Consider the following 15,004-nt stretch of genomic DNA (forward strand, 5'->3'; position numbering starts at 1 on the left):
TCCGCGCCCCCGTCTGCCAGTCCTGCAACACACTGGAACGCCCCGACCACCTGTACAGCAACGACATCCGCGTGGCGAACCGCTACACACGCCTCCTGCCGCACCACCGAACAGGTTCCTGAACTGCATAGACGCCATTCTCGGCAGGCGCAGTGCCCCACCCGACCAGCAAGATCACCCTGATTGCCGCCCATCAGGTCGCCGAGCACGGCGACACGATCGCCCTTCTCCAGTTGGGCCGCGTCCCCGTGGATTTTCCGCCCCGCTGGACGATCTCGTCCGCCAACTCGTACGACACCGACCATGACCGGGACGGGCGAGGCTTCCGGCAAGGACAGGGCCGGGGCAGGACCGTATTACCTGCTCTTGATCTGTACGCGCTTGATGTTCACCGGCAGCGTCGGAAAGCCGTCTCCCGGCCCGTTCTGGTCGTCCTCACCGCCCGCCGCGATCTTCTGGAGCACGTCGAGGCCCGCGGTGACTTTGCCGAACGGCGTGTAGGCGGGCGGGAGTTTGGTGTCCTTCCAGACGAAGAAGAACTGGCTTCCGTTGGTGTTGGGCCCAGCGTTGGCCATCGCCACCGTCCCGGACGGATAGGTCGCCCCGGTCAAGTTCTCGTCGGGGAAGGAGTAACCGGGTCCGCCGCTCCCGGTGCCGGTCGGGTCGCCGCACTGGAGCACGTAGATGCGGGCGGTGGTGAGCCGGTGGCAGTGCGAGCCGTCGAAGTAGTCGCGCTGGGCGAGGAACTTGAAGGAATACGTGGTGCAGGGAGCCTTGTCGGTCAGTGCCCGGAAGGTGATCGCGCCCTGGCCGGTACGCAGCGTCGCACTGTACGGTTTGGCGGCCTTCACCGGGTCGAAGACCGGTATCCCCTTGAAGTTGTCTGCGGGAACGGCCGGCGTGTAGGTGCAGGCGGCAGGGGGCGGGGTGTCGGCCGCGGCCTGTGTCGCGGTGCCGAGGAGGAGCAGGGCGGAGGCGGCGAGCAGGGCGCTTGGCTTACGGAGCACGAGACGGTTCCCTTCGGGTCAGCGCCGTACGGCGTGTCATGGCCGCCTCATACTGCCCGCCCCGCGGTCCCGGTGAAACCCCCGCTCCGGGCACAGCCCCCACGTGGCAGTCATCGAAGACCGGGCGCCCGCGCAGGAATTCCGCGGACTGGACGGAGGGCCCGCCCGTACCCGAGAACGTCGGCTGCATGTTGGTGTAGACGTGACGGCCCAGCCCCCAGCACCCGACCAGGGCCATCATGTCATCGGCCTCGTGAGCGTTGTCCTCCGTGACGACGACGGACACCCGCACGTGCAGGCCGACGTTGCGGGCCGCGGCCATGCCCTTCCGGAAGTTCCGCTAGGCGCTCTTGCGCCGGGTGAGTTCGTCGAACGATTCCTCCGTCGCGCCGTACATGCTCACGACGACGCGGTACGGCGGGCAGTCCCGGAACAGCCGCAGCAGATCCCGCTTCAACAGCCGGGAGTCGTTGGCCGAGACCGTGAGCACCATGCCCTGGCGGAACGCGCAGCGGTAGACGCCCTCGAAGTCGGGATCCACGGTCGGCTCACCGGCCGCGATCTGGAGCCGCAGGACCAGTACCTGCGCCCGAAGTTGCAGTAGAGGTTGATCTCGCAACTCGCCCGCGCGAAGCCGAGTTCGGTCGACCTGAGCACCAGGAGCGCCGACCCGCCGGCCTTGCCCTCCAAGCCCAGGCCCCAGGCATCGGCGGTGGCCTCCACCAGCCAGGCACCCGGTCATCGGCCCCGGCGCGCACCTCCTCGTACAGTTCGGCCGGCAGACGCACGCAAGCGGTACTGCCCGGCCGCACGGCCAGGTAGCCATCCAGAAACGGGCGGAGGATCAGGTTGTGCACGGTCCCTCGACTCACGTCGACTGGTGCGAGGGTTCCGGCAGGGCGGGTGGTGTGACGTCCCGGGCCCCGGCCCGGGGCTCGGGTGTGACCGCCCGCTCCGGGCCGTCGGCGGATGGGCGGATCACGGTCCGGGCCCGGCCCGGGAGCGGGGGTCGGCTGAACCGGGAAGGGTGTGACGTCCCGGCCCGGCTCAGCCGGGGTTTACAGGAAACGGAGCAAGACGACGGTCAGGGCGAAGAGCACGCCCGCGAAGCACCGCGTCTGCCGCCAGGCCCACCATCAAGGCCCGCTGTGGCGGGGCAGGCCCCGGCGGCGCGTCACAGCCGGTTGTCCGGGGTGATCGGAGCGGGGTTGCCGGGCGCGTCCGGGTCGGTGGTCCACTTCGTTCCTCCGCCCTCCGGCAGCAGCCACGCCACCAGGCGCGAGCTCGTGCCCTCGGGGGCGATGGCGCTCAGAGTTCCGCGCGTCGCTGCGGCTGTCGTCGGTGCGCGTCCGCCCCAAGCTGATGCCGCCCCTGCGCGCGATCTACACCGCCCCCACCGAGCGGCCCTCGAAGCCTTCGCCGCCCCCGAACTGAGTGAGCGCTACCCGTGGCTCCCGAAGTCACCTCGAAACGACATCCGCAGACGCTCACACGGCCGGACTGCCGAAATTCACCCCGTAGCGCACCGCAAGGGCAGGCACGAGGAACAACGCCAGCGACCAACGCAGCCCGCCCCCGACGGTCGTCAACACTGCACTGGCGACCGCACGCCCGGGAAACCGGGACGCGGCCACCCGTGCAAGGCGCTGCGCGAGGCGGGTCACACGTCGGCGCCGGTACGGGCTCGAACGCCGCAGCCACGTACGCGTCGAAGACCCCCATGCCCGGTTCCCCGGCCTTCTCGACCTGGTAGCGGCCTGGACCCCGCAGGCCCGACGCTGAATGGTCGAACTCTGGAGCCCTGGGTTCCCTGGCGGACCGTCGAGTCCGACGGGGAAGTCTGTGCGCCGGCCGCCTGACCTGCCCACCCCGCCGGTCCGTCCGTGGCCAGGCCCACGCCGGTGGCGGTCAGGTGTCCACCGGCGGTGTCACGTCGGCGACTGTGCTCTCGTGGTACTGGGCCAGACCATGCGCCGGGGTCCGCTCGAAGACCGGCTGGTCGCCCGCAGAAGAGTCCGCGGGTGACTCCCCCATCGGCTGCGCTCGGGGCGCATGTGGCCTCAAGGGCGTGCACGGTGATTGCATGAACACTGCGACAGCTGAACCCTGTGAACCGCTCCAAAGCCGTTTGCCGGATTCCGCGCACATTCGCGGTGCGTGCCGCCCTGGGGCCTTGCCTGTTGCGGCAGACGTGGTTGCAACCCCTTGCTCACCGTTCGGAGAGACGCCATGACAGGTGCGCCCGACAGGTTACGAGTGGCCAAGGCGCGAGCCCTCAGCCTTGTCCTCCTTACCTCCGCGGCGGTGACCGGCGCGCTGCTGCAGCCGAACCCCGCCGTCGCGGACCGTGCGACGGCCGCACACGGCACAGACTCACCCTCCGGCGGGCACGTGCCGACGCCCCCCGGAGGACACGGCGAGGTCGTCCCCAGGGAGGCATTCGAACCCGCCGCTCCCACCCTGCCGCGTGACGGGTGGACCACCACCGTCAGCGACGAGGACACCCGCGCGGACAACCACCACGCCCAGGAGCCGCAGCCACACAGCATCACCATCGACATGCGCCGCACCGCCGTCGTCTCGGGCCTGGTCTACCAACCGCGCCAGGACGGCAGCCCCAGCGGCCGGATCGGCGAATACGCCATCTACCTGAGCGGCGACGGCACTACCTGGGGGAAGCCCGTAGCCACGGGCACCCTGGCCGACGACGCGGCTGTCAAGAAGCTGCGGTTCGCCGCCGGACGCACCCGCTACGTGCGACTGACCGCCACCTCCGCGGCCGGCGCGCGCGGGCCGTGGGACTCGGCGGCGGAGATCAACCTGCTCGGGGATCCAAGCACGCCCGGACCCGGCGTCGACCTGCCGCGCGACGGGTGGACCGCCACCGCCGACAGCGAAGAGACCCAAGCGGGTGACGGTCGCGCCCAGAACGCAGTGGACGGCAACCCCGGCACCGTCTGGCACACCCAGTGGTCCGGTGATACCCCACCGCTGCCGCACAGCATCACCATCGACATGCACCGCACCACCGTGGTCTCAGGCCTCTCCTACGAACCACGACTGGACGACAGCGCCAACGGTCGCATAGGCAAGTACTCGATCACCACCAGCACGGACGGCACCACCTTCGGGAAACCGGTGGCAACCGGGACCTGGAAGGACGACGACACCGTCAAGGGCGCCACGTTCGACCAACCCGTCACCGCGCGCTATGTCCGTCTGACGGCCATCACCGAGGCCGGCGGCCGCGGGAGTTGGTCGTCGGCCGCCGAACTGCGCCTGAGCGGTCCGGCCAACCCCGCTGAACACGGTGCGTGGGGCCCGCTGATCGGCTTCCCGCTGGTGCCGGTGGCGACCGCCGTACTGCCCAACGACAAACTCCTGGCCTGGTCCGCCTACGCCCCGGACCGCTTCGGCGGAAGCAACGGCTACACCCAGACCGCCATCATGGACCTGACCACCGGCAAAATCACCCAGCGCCGCGTCGACAACACCAAGCACGACATGTTCTGTCCCGGCACCGCGATCCTCTCCGACGGCCGGGTGCTGGTGACCGGCGGCAGCAACGCCGAGCGCGCCAGTATCTACGACCCCGCCACCGACGAGTGGACCTCCACCAGCGACATGAACATCGCGCGCGGCTACCAGGCCATGACCCTGCTCCCCAACGGCGACGCGTTCGTCATCGGCGGTTCCTGGGGCCGCGACAACGCCCCGGACAAGGGCAGCGAGGTCTGGTCGGCCGCTACCGGCACCTGGCGCAGACTGTCCGGCGTACCGGTCTCCCCCACCCTGACCGCCGACCCGGCAGGCCCCTACCGGGCGGACAACCACGAATGGCTGTACGCCACGTCCAACGGACGAGTCCTGCAGTTCGGCCCCAGCAAGCAGCTCAACTGGATATCCACCGATGGCGAGGGCGGCATCACCCCGGCCGGCACCCGCGCCGACAGCCTCGACGCGATGAACGGCGATGCCGTCGCCTACGACGTGGGCAAGCTCCTCACCCTGGGCGGCGCCACCGCATACGAGAACGCGACGGCCACCGACCGCGCCTACACCGTCGGCGTCAAAGGCCCCGACGGGGCGCCTGTCAGCGTCCGCACCGGCGACATGGCCTACGCCCGCTCCTTCGCCAACAGCGTCGTCATGCCAAACGGAACGGTCGCGGTCTTCGGGGGACAGTCCTACGCCAAGCCGTTCAGCGACGGCCACTCCGTCCTGAGCCCCGAGATATGGGACCCCGCCACCGGCCGCTTCACACCCATGGCATCCATGGCGCTCCCCCGTAATTATCACAGCGTCGCCAATCTGCTCCCCGACGGGCGGATCTTCACCGGAGGCGGCGGCTTGTGCGGCGACTGCGAAACCAACCACGCCGACGGAGCGATCTTCACCCCGCCCTACCTCCTCAACCCCGACGGCAGCGAAAAGCCCCGCCCCCACATCATCAGCAGCGTTCCCGCCGACGTCGCACACGGGCAGCGGCTGACGGTGACGACCGACATGCCCATCGACAAGTTCGCCCTGGTCCGAGCCGGAGCCGCGACCCACTCCGTCGACAACGACCAACGCCGAATTCCGCTGACGCCCCGCAAGACCGGAGCCGACACCTACGAACTCGACATCCCGGCCGACCCCGGCGTGGCACTTCCCGGCACGTACATGCTCTTCGCACTCAACCAGCAGGCGGTGCCCAGCAAAGCCGCGATCCTCACCGTCAACTCCGCAGGCACCCGAGGAGCGCGGCGCTAGGTAGGCCGTGCTTGTGCCGCCTCGGTGCAGAGCCGCGCCGACCGCCACCACACGCCGTACTGCCTACGATCGGCCCATGCGTGAGGGGGACGAAGAACCTGAACGCCGCTGGTGTCCGGGAGCCGGGTTGCGTGAGGACTACGACCGTCAGCGGCGGCTGGTGCGACGCTTCCGGGGCGCACCGCGTACCTGGCGGCCAGGCTGCTGTTGCCTCGGCCGTTGCCGGCGCACGTGGTGGCGGCGACCGCCGTGATGCACCACGGGACAACATGCTAGACACCGGGCCCCTGTCACAGCGGGCGGAAGCCGGTTCTCCCGCAGGGACCTCGACAACGCCCTGTCCGGCCGGCGGCTGGCCAGTGAGCAGCTGGTGATCGACTTCGCGGCGGCCGTCGGTGCCGGCGTCCAGTCCGTCCTCGCCCTGATCAACGTCGGTGTCCAAGACGTCCCCGTCCTCACCAAGGAGGGCTGGCACCACAGTGCCGCCGATGGCCCCTCCCGTCCCGGAGCGCCGGGTTGGCAGGTACGGGCCCCGTCGCACTCGACGATCACCCCTCACACGCCCCGGCTCTGGAATCCGCACCTGCGTGCCCTGGCCTCACGACCGGACGTGCACGTCGAGGGCGTGGACATCTCCGAGAACGCGTTGGCCCAGGCGGCTGACGCGGCGCGCGAGCTCGGTGTCCAGGACCGCCTTGTCCTGCACCACCGGAAGGCCGAAAACTTCGAGTCCACGCAGCCGTTCGGAACGCCCGCGGGCCGACGCCCGGAACGTGGGCGGGATCGCGCAGCGAGATGCCGAGGAACCGCCCGCCAGGCCGTCGGCCAGGACTCTGTCCCGGGAACCGCGCGAGCAACTGGAGGGCATCACCCTTCCTGGCACCCCAGCACCCCACCTGACTTGTGGGATTGAAGCGCGCCTGCCACGTCACCGGCCGGTATCCACCAGAGCGCGCATCGAAAGCGCGTTGACGGGCCGGGCGGGGGTGATGCCCAGGCCGGCCCGTCCCTTTGCCGCTAGCGGTCGAGCTGGTGCTGGTGTGTCGTGCGTGTGGGGGTACAGCCCAGGCTGTCGTTGATGTTTCTCATATCGGCATTGCTGTCAGCGGTGTCGGTCAGGAGGCCACCGAAGTCCGGATAGCGCCCGAGCCATGACCCCGCGCGCCCTTCCGCAGTGGTGAACGCGGAGATCCGCGCGCTCATGCTGCGCGCCGGCGGCCACCTGAAGCCACAGGGCCGGCCCACCCACCAGGGGCTCGTCGCCGAGTGGGCGTTCGCGGTACGTGACGTGGTCGTCGAGGCCGCATGGCGAAAAGCCCCGGCGCCAAAGCGGCGGAGCCATCTCGCGCGATCGGGCCGCGGTCTCCTGCCACGGCCAGCGAGCAGATCACTGTCGTGCGGTCAGGAGGACGTTGCCCGGGATCGATCGAGATAGTCCGCAGCAGCCCGTAGGCGTTCAGGGGTATCGGCGAACAGCCCTAGCCCGGTGTTGCATTGCGAGCACAGGAGCCCTCGGACTTTCGACGAAGCATGACAGTGATCTACATTGAACCGCTCGCCGAGGGCCGTCTGGCAGATCGCGCAGCGCCGCCCCTGAGACTCCCACATAGCCCGGATCGTGTCTGCGTCCGCGCCGTACTGCCGTGCCCAAACCCGCGCACGTTCAGCGCCGCGACAACGCCAGAGCACGCTCTCGGTGGCGTACTTCTGCTTCTTGTCTGTGCGCCGCCGGACGTCGATTGGCCCGCAAACGGAGCAGACCGCGGTGCAGGCAGTTGGATCGACGTCGCTGAGCCGGTGGCGGTTGGCGATGTTCGTGGCCATCAGCGCGGCCAGCTCAGGCGACGAGTACCGGCATGCCGGGGAGCAAAAGCGCTTGTTCGATGACGGATACGCCTCAAACGTCACAGAGCAGCTAGCCCCTTTGCATGCCCTGGTTTCGCGCACGGACACGTGACCCTTGCGAGGCCCCGAGGGCCCGCCGCTCCTCCGGATCTCAACGCCGACCTCCCGGAGGGATCGGATGATGACGTTGTATGACTTCACACCGCACGCGTCGGCGAGGCTTTGCGCTGATTCCCCTGCCTCGTACCGGGCCCTCACTTCAGCGAGGCTGATCTTCCACTGTGCCCGCGATCTACCCATACAGCTAATTCTAGTTGCCGAAGATGGCGGCCCAGTCTCCGTCTCGCCCCCTCTCCAGGAGAGGGATCATCCGGAATGCGTGGTCGGTGAGGCCACCGAAGGCGTGCCTGTTCCCACTCCCCGACGGCGCCGCTCCCGACCGGTAGCCGGCCATGTTCCACATGTAGACCGGAACGCGCTTCGGGACGAGGTCGTCGATTACGGTCTCCCGCATCCCGCCGTACCCGTGGGCGTTGGACGGGAACCAGCCCGGTCGGGTCTGTTCGTCGGTGACGACGACGATCCGGTCGTGCTCGTCGAAGTGTGCCTTGACCGCCGAGGGGATGTCCGTGCCGTCGATCTGCCCGAACTTCTCGATCAGCTTCAGAACGCTGCCGCCCTTCGGCACGTCCACCCGTGCGCTGCGCATGCCGAACTCCACCAGCGTCGGGTCCTGCGCCCTTACCGCGAGCGCGGCACCGAATACCGCGGCCTGCTCGGCGAGTGGGATGTCCGACTTGTTCGGCGTCGAGAACCCGTAGCCTGGGAACATGGACGGCGACCGGTCCACCAGGATCAGCGTCCGGCCCCCGAGACGCGGCACGTTCGACAGGGAGTGGTTCAGCGCCTGCTCCAGCCCGTACCCCCACCGCAGCGACGGGGCGTGCTTGAACGCCGCCCACCACCGGAACGGGAACATCCGCGACCGCCCAACCTCGTCGGCGTCCGCGAACCGTGCCGCCACCTGAGCGGCCACCGCGTCGGAGACGCCGGCCTCGTCGAAGTTCCGCAGGTTCCTCGCCAGCGCCATCAGCCCCATCGACGGGATAACGGCCTCCCACGCCGCGGCGTCCATCGGGCCCTGGAGCCAGCCCGCGAGCCGCTCCCACGTGAACCCGGCCCCCACGAGGCCGCCCGGCGAGGACACCAGCTCGGGATTGAGCACGTAGGCACGACGGTCCGCGATCGGCAGCGCCGACAGGGTCCGGCTGGCCTGGAGCACCGGGAGGCTGTCCGGGATGGCCTCGTCCCGGCCGTGGCGCCGCTCGTGAGCGTGCCGGAACAGGTCACCCTGCCACGGCTTGTCGTCGGCCGGGGAGGCGTGGACGAGGTTGAGGACGTCGCTGAAGCGGTAGCCCTTGCTGTCGGTGTCGTACTTCAGCAGCGACCGCTCCGTGTAGAGCCGCTGGACGGCGTCGGCGATGCCGCGCTTCACCGGCTTCGGTAGCCGGCGCCCGTACTTCGTCGTCCAGTAGCCGAGCATCTCACCCGGCTCGTCCGCCCGCTGGAGCACGGAGGCGATGACGGCGCGGTTCGAGTACGGGACGGCGCCGTCGACCGCAGCCGGGCCCGGGATGCGGGCGGCAGCCTGTTCGGCGTCGAGCCGGGCGCTGACGAACTCGGCGGCCCCGACGAGCGCGGCCGACCGCATGTTGCCTTCGCCGCGCAGCCAGCCGAGCAGTCCTGCGGTCCACGCCGGGTCCTCGACGGCGAGCTGGCGGACGAGACGCTCGAACCGGTCGTCCCGTTCCTTCGCGTTCTCGTAGAAGGTGTCCGCGAGGAAGTGGGAGATGGCGAGCACGAACAGTTCGGACCGCGCGTCGCGGAGGTGGCCGGTGGCGCCTTCGTGGGTGCGGGTCGTCTCGCCGGTCGTGGTGACCGGGGACGAGGTCGTCGACCGGGCGGTGCGGGTGTTGAAGCGCGACACAAAAAGCCCCTCACTGTGGAGGGGAAGCGCAAGCAGTGGGCGCCCGAGATCGGAAGTCGGCTGCGGACCCGTTGGCTTGGGCCGCTCGCCCACACCAGCCCTGCAACTGGCGGCGGGATTCGAACCCGCGAGGATTTGTGAATCCAGAAGTATCCGCTGCCTGCGCACCGGGCGCCCCCGATGCTTGAGCCTCCCGAGATCAAGACGGCTGCGGTTCTGCGGGGTTCGATCCCCGCCCACCGAGGTGGTTCTGCCAAAAGAAGTAACCGCGGCCTGCGCACCGGGAGGTGCAGATGTCTAAAATTGTAGTCCAGAGGTCAGAGTCGGCGACGGCTCACAGACTGATGCTCTACCCATTGAGCTACCGGCCAACGCTGTTGGCCAGACGGGACTTGAACCCGCAACCCTCAGTTCCAAGAAGGATCCGTTGCCTGCGCACCTGGACGACCCCACTGTAGCTCCTGCGTCAGATCGAGGCATGCAATAACCCCCCGCCGCAGCGCCGTTGCGCTGGGCGGGGGGCTATGCAGGGAGCGTGTCGACTCAGTCGGCATCGTCGTCCGGAAGCCAATCCGGTTGGGCGAACAGGCCCTTGTAGCGCAGGCGGTGGCAGTCGACTCACCGGTGCGCGGGCCGGTAGCGGCCGACCGTGCGAGGGCGGCGCCGTCCCGACCCGCGGGAACGGCGACGGGATGGGGCATCGAGCCTCCTACGGATGAACACGGCGCCCATCAAAAACACCGCGGCCTGTGCATCGCGATGGAGGGAGAACTCACGCGACGCCCCCGGCCTGCAGTCGTCGTCCACAACGCCCACCGGCTGCGCAACAACGCCCTCTATTACCTCTACCGGCTCTGAGACGTGTTCCAGGAGCACGAGCCACGGCTGCCCGTCGTCCTCGTCGGACCCGAACAGTTCGAGACTGCCCTGGACCGGCCCGCGCTTGCGTGCCAGAGGCCCGTCGGTAGGCAGCGACCGTGGCGGCCGAGACGAGGGCGTGGATCAGGTCGGGGTTGTGGCGCCGGCGCCCAACTGCCGCTCGATCTCGGCGGCCGGCAACGGCGTCTGCTTGCTCTCGGTGAACAGACGATGGAAGAAGGAGTCCACGACGACGGTAGGGCGTGCGTGCCGGTCGATGATGGCCGTGATCTCGGGCGGGATGCCGCCAGGTCGCCGGCCCGCGATCCAGTCGTGCAGGAAGACTTCGCGTTCCGTGTCACCGCGGACGCCGTCGAGCACGTGGTATTGGAGCAGGTGGCTCGCGGTGTAGCAGTGGTCGTATACGAAGTGGTCCGCGAGGAAGTCGGACTCGTCCGCCGTAAGGTCGAAGCGGGAGCTCAGGGCGAGTCCGAAGTCGGCGAAGTAGAGCTGGCGGCCATCGGTCAGGATGTTGTCGAAGTGAGCATCGAAGTGGACAAGTCCGCGAGAACTCATGAAGGCAGCTCCTTCCAGCAGAGCTTCTTCCGCCCAAAGGAAGGGCGAGCCGTCCCCATCTCCCGGCACGGCGGATTCGCGGTGATCGACCAGCCATCCGGCGAGTGTGTGCGGCACGTGCTCCAGGAAGAGCACCAGGCTGTACGAGGACTGGCCGATGGCCTCCAGCCGGTCACGAACGGCGGGTGATCCCTCCCAGTGCGCGACGGCCCCCTCCAGGCCCCCGAACTCCTCGGTGAATCCTTCGGGAGGGGAGTCAGGCAGTACCCGCCAGTGGTACATCCGGGGGAATCCCGCATACTCGCCGCCGAGAACCCAGTTCGTGGTCATGGTGTGCACAGCAAGCTCCCGCCAGGCACCGAACCCGGCCGAGCCCACCCCGTACTGGTAGAACATCGGCAGTTCGAAGACGTTCGCCGTCGACCGCACATTCTCCGGGCGCAATTCCGTGTCCGTCAAAGGGATCCGCTTGACGAAGACGCGCGTTCCATTGATGTCCAGCTCTGCCGACCTGCCGCCGATGCCCGACCCGAGCGGGGTGGCGGCTGCCACGGCCTCCCCGAGCCGGTAGTCGCTCAGCAAGGAGAGCTGAGTGCTCACGGTCCCGTAACCAGCCAGGCGCGCGGCACGCTGCAAATCCTGGTCCAGCATCGACGACCCCTCGGTGCCCGAACCAGGCCTTGGCAATCCCATGTACGGCACCGACCTTACGCTGAAAGATCAGCCACTCTCAGTTCGGCCTCTTCGCCGCGATAGCTGACACGGAGCGGGAGAACATCCAGGAGTCGACTCTGGAGTTGGACCGGTGCGAGGACGCAGCCCAGCCGCTCAACCCCATTGCACAACATCTGATAGCGCCCCTGCCCGTTGCGGCGACCTGCCCGCCGGCGGACAGGCAGTACCCGGCGCCCATACGGATCGGGTCTATGTCCTCCAGCGGCACGAGCGCGTCGATCTTGATCGCCTTCGGCGTCGGCAGATTGCTCAGCTCCTCGTCCGTGATCGGGATGACCCGGTCCCGGGTCAAACCACCGCTAGGGCTTGTCGTCACGAAGTCCTCTGGGCCCAGGCCCAGAGGACTTCGTGGTCAGCGGCGGTAGTACGGCAGTGACGAGCCGGATGCGGTCGCGAGTACGACTTCCGTGCCGAGGCTGTTGCCGCTGTCCTGGTACATGGACAGTTGGCCGTCGGACCAGCGCACGAGGTAGTCGTTGGACCGGTTGTCGGTGCTGGTGAAGTTGCCCGCCGTGGTGAACGTGGCGTGGGTCCACAGCGTGCTCGGGGCCCGCAGTCGCACCTCTCCGTGGAAGCCGTACTGGTTGATGTCCGGGTACAGGGTCAGTTCGCCGTCGGACCAGCGGACCACGAGGTCTGACTCGGTGGTCCCGGCGAAGTCGGCGGACGTGAGGGATGTGGCGTGTGTCCAGGTGGAGTTGGCAGGGTTGAGCCGGACCTCGCTGTGGAGGCCGGTGGAGTTGAGGTTCTTGTAGAGCGTGGTCTCACCGTCGGACCAGCGCACGATCAGGTCGTCGGGCCAGTGGTCGTCGGTGGTGTAGCGGCCCGCGGTCATGGCGACCTCGTGCTGCCACAGCGTGCCCGGCTTGACGAGTGTGATCTGGCTGTGCAGGCCGTGCGCGTCGACGTCGGGGAAGAGGGTGAGGCTGCCGTCGCTCCAGCGCACCAGCAGGTCGTAGGTGTTGGTGCCCGTGAAGTCGCCGGCCGTGATGGAGACGGCCTTCGTCCAGGTGGTGTTGGCCGCGACGAGCTGTATTTCCTTGTCGAACCGTCCGTTGCCACCTCCCCGGTACAGCGTCAACTCGCCGTCGGACCAGCGCACGATGAGGTCGCTCTTGTCCGGATCGGGCGAAGGCGAGGGCGTGAAGGAGCCCGAGGTGAAGAGGGTGGCATGGGTGAGTGTGGAGGCGCCGGGCAGCACATTGGGACGTGCGGGGGCGGTGCCGGCGACCGCCGCCTGGTACAGGTTCTGGACGTCGGAGCCGTAGGAGGGGCTGTAGGAGACGTCGTCGGTCGGTCCGCCGGTGTCCCAGCCGCCGATGCTGCCGACCACGTCGCCGGTGCCGGTGGTCGGGTCGAAGTTCTCCAGGAACGGGCTGCCACTGGTGCCGGTTGCGAAGCCGTTGCAGGCGATCCGGAGGTACGAGCCGGGGGTGCCGTCGGTCGGGGTGTACTGCGTGGTGTTGTTGTCGCAGGTCAGGGGCTGCGCGGCGGTGCCCGGGTAGCCGACCAGCCGAATGCTGGGGAAGGCGTAGCCGCGACCGGTGGCCAGGTTGTTGCCGCCCACCACGTCCTGCACCTGCTTGCCGTCGCTGCGCGCGCCGACCTGGGCGAACGCCACGTCCCACGGGGCGCCCTGGACGTGTCCGCGGTCGTAGTAGCGGGGATCGATCCAGACCCGGCTGCGGCCTTCGGAGTCGGTCGCGACGGGGAAGATGCCGTACGGCTGGGGATTGGCCGCGGTCCACTGGGGGACGAAGGCGAGCGAGCCGGCCCCTGCCCTCCCGTCCATGCAGTGCCCGGCGGTGAGCACGATGTTGTGGTGCGGGCTGTTGATGACGCTCGCGGTGCAGAAGTAGGAGCCGCTGCTGGTCTGCATGTACATCCGGCCGACCATCGGCAGCCCGCCGAAGTAGGAGCTGACGGGACCTGCCCCGCCCGTGCTCGTGGGGGACGGGCTGGGCGAGGCGGTGGGGCTCGCCGAGTCCGACGCGCTGGGGGAGATGCTCGGGGAGGCGGACGAGGTGTCCGTCGGGGCGGCGGTCGGGGTGTCCGTAGCGGTCGCCGATGGATCCGGGGTCGAGGTGTCGCTGGGTGTGTCCGTCGGCCCTGCGGTGGCGCTCGGCGTGGTGTCCATCGGAGCCTCGCGCAGGTCCTGGGCGTTCAGACCACCGGTCCCCGGCGGCTTGACGAGCCCCTGGAGCGTGGGGTGGGCGACCTTGCCCGCGGTCCGCGGTTTGTCGTCCGGAAGCGGCTTTGCCTCCGCCATGCGCTGGGCGGTCCAGAACCGCTTGGCCGCAAGGCCCGTCCAGTGCGGCGCGGCGGCGGGAGGACGCGGGGCGGTGTCCGGTATCGCGGACGTGTACGCCGGAGGGGCGTTCGTGGCGCCTGCCGTATCGACCGAGACGACGAGAGTTCCGGCCAGCGCGGTGATCGCGCCGGCGGCGGCCACGAGAAGGGCACCGCGCCGACTCGCACGGTGCCCTGGAGTTCTGCTCACTTTTGGGATGAATTCCCCCCACTTGGCGTGACTCTCCGCCACGCAGGCGATAGGACTAGCAGAGAGTACGGCACTGCCGCTCGGCGATCGAACCACAGGGCGAATTTGCCTGGGTGATGACGGGCGGCCGGTGCCGGCTCCCGGACGCACAGCGGGATCGGGTGAGTCGGCGCACGCAAAGGCCTGCCGGTGGAGGCCGTGGGCGTTCAGCGCTCCTGCATGGTCCGCCCCCGGGCAACGCGAGCCGTTCAGTGCGCCGTTCGCAGCGAGAGCGGAGAGTCGAACAACCTGGGCTCGCGCCTCTGTGATAGCCGGTCGTGCGGCACGTAGGGCGGCTGCGATGCCGGGGCCGCCAACCAGCACGCGTCGGCGTTTTTGTCGCGGCTCGACGTGTCGTAACTCGTCTGCCGGCAACCAGAACCAGAGGCCGTCGTTTGGGTCACCTGGCGGACCAGAGGAAAGTACCGGCGATGTGGAGTCCAGCCAGGTAGACGGTCACGGTCGCACGTCCCCGTCGGACGCGAACGGACCGCCCCTTCTCGTCGGCGTCTCGGCCGCCAACACCCACGACAGCGAAGCCCTGAAGCCCATGGTCGAGGGTCACCAAACGATTCCCAATGCGGTTGTCAAGCCTGGTTGGTGACAACCTGTGAGCGTTTCAGCCCTGAGTGACAGCGGGCGGGGGCGCGACGATTTCGAAGGTACGGCCATCGCGTATGAGTGCCCATATGACGTTCAGGC

At 68.9% G+C, this 15,004-nt stretch carries 8 protein-coding genes and 2 pseudogenes; 3 read left to right on the forward strand and 7 right to left on the reverse strand.

Going from position 1 to position 15,004, the window contains the following annotated elements; translation table 11 throughout:
* Nucleotides 1–356: 356 nt before the first annotated feature.
* Both ACZ4MF_RS47565 and ACZ4MF_RS47570 read right to left on the reverse strand, forming a co-directional pair.
* Complete coding sequence (locus tag ACZ4MF_RS47565; RefSeq protein WP_467500531.1) at nt 357–1,007, reverse strand: peptidylprolyl isomerase; 651 nt, start codon at nt 1,005–1,007, stop codon at nt 357–359.
* Nucleotides 1,008–1,347: 340 nt separating this feature from the next.
* Nucleotides 1,348–1,626 carry a hypothetical protein gene (locus tag ACZ4MF_RS47570; protein ID WP_467500532.1) on the reverse strand — a complete coding sequence of 93 codons (279 nt, stop codon included), beginning with the start codon at nt 1,624–1,626 and terminating at the stop codon, nt 1,348–1,350.
* 1,012 nt (nt 1,627–2,638) lie between these two features.
* Between ACZ4MF_RS47570 and ACZ4MF_RS47575 the strand changes: the two are divergent.
* Nucleotides 2,639–2,789, forward strand: a pseudogene (locus ACZ4MF_RS47575) (ArsR family transcriptional regulator); the annotation flags it as partial.
* Nucleotides 2,790–3,263: 474 nt separating this feature from the next.
* Nucleotides 3,264–5,762 carry a discoidin domain-containing protein gene (locus ACZ4MF_RS47580; protein WP_467500534.1) on the forward strand — a complete coding sequence of 833 codons (2,499 nt, stop codon included), beginning with the start codon at nt 3,264–3,266 and terminating at the stop codon, nt 5,760–5,762.
* A gap of 1,401 nt (nt 5,763–7,163) precedes the next feature.
* Here ACZ4MF_RS47580 and ACZ4MF_RS47585 read toward each other — a convergent pair.
* The 5 genes from ACZ4MF_RS47585 to ACZ4MF_RS47605 form a co-directional block, all read right to left on the reverse strand.
* A complete protein-coding gene (locus tag ACZ4MF_RS47585; protein ID WP_467500536.1) occupies nt 7,164–7,907 on the reverse strand; it encodes an endonuclease VII domain-containing protein in 744 nt (247 codons plus the stop codon).
* 10 nt (nt 7,908–7,917) lie between these two features.
* The gene (locus ACZ4MF_RS47590) at nt 7,918–9,594 is read right to left on the reverse strand and encodes a TROVE domain-containing protein (protein ID WP_467500538.1); all 1,677 of its coding nucleotides are present in this window, start codon (nt 9,592–9,594) and stop codon (nt 7,918–7,920) included.
* Between the two features lie 1,002 nt (nt 9,595–10,596).
* Nucleotides 10,597–11,679 (reverse strand): protein kinase family protein, encoded by a 1,083-nt coding sequence (locus tag ACZ4MF_RS47595; protein WP_467500540.1) that lies wholly within the window; start codon nt 11,677–11,679, stop codon nt 10,597–10,599.
* Between the two features lie 79 nt (nt 11,680–11,758).
* Nucleotides 11,759–12,079 (reverse strand): hypothetical protein, encoded by a 321-nt coding sequence (locus ACZ4MF_RS47600; protein ID WP_467500542.1) that lies wholly within the window; start codon nt 12,077–12,079, stop codon nt 11,759–11,761.
* Between the two features lie 36 nt (nt 12,080–12,115).
* Nucleotides 12,116–14,215 carry a trypsin-like serine peptidase gene (locus ACZ4MF_RS47605; RefSeq protein WP_467500543.1) on the reverse strand — a complete coding sequence of 700 codons (2,100 nt, stop codon included), beginning with the start codon at nt 14,213–14,215 and terminating at the stop codon, nt 12,116–12,118.
* 562 nt (nt 14,216–14,777) lie between these two features.
* Between ACZ4MF_RS47605 and ACZ4MF_RS47610 the strand changes: the two are divergent.
* A pseudogene (locus tag ACZ4MF_RS47610) lies at nt 14,778–14,873 on the forward strand (IS5/IS1182 family transposase); the annotation flags it as partial.
* Nucleotides 14,874–15,004: the final 131 nt, after the last annotated feature.

The organism is Streptomyces sp. NPDC025793, from assembly GCF_055558375.1.

Excerpts from the sequence above, each read along its gene's own strand:
- ACZ4MF_RS47595 (WP_467500540.1), bottom strand. The coding sequence starts at position 11,679 with ATGCTGGACCAGGATTTGCAGCGTGCCGCGCGCCTGGCTGGTTACGGG.
- ACZ4MF_RS47585 (WP_467500536.1), bottom strand. The coding sequence starts at position 7,907 with ATGGGTAGATCGCGGGCACAGTGGAAGATCAGCCTCGCTGAAGTGAGG.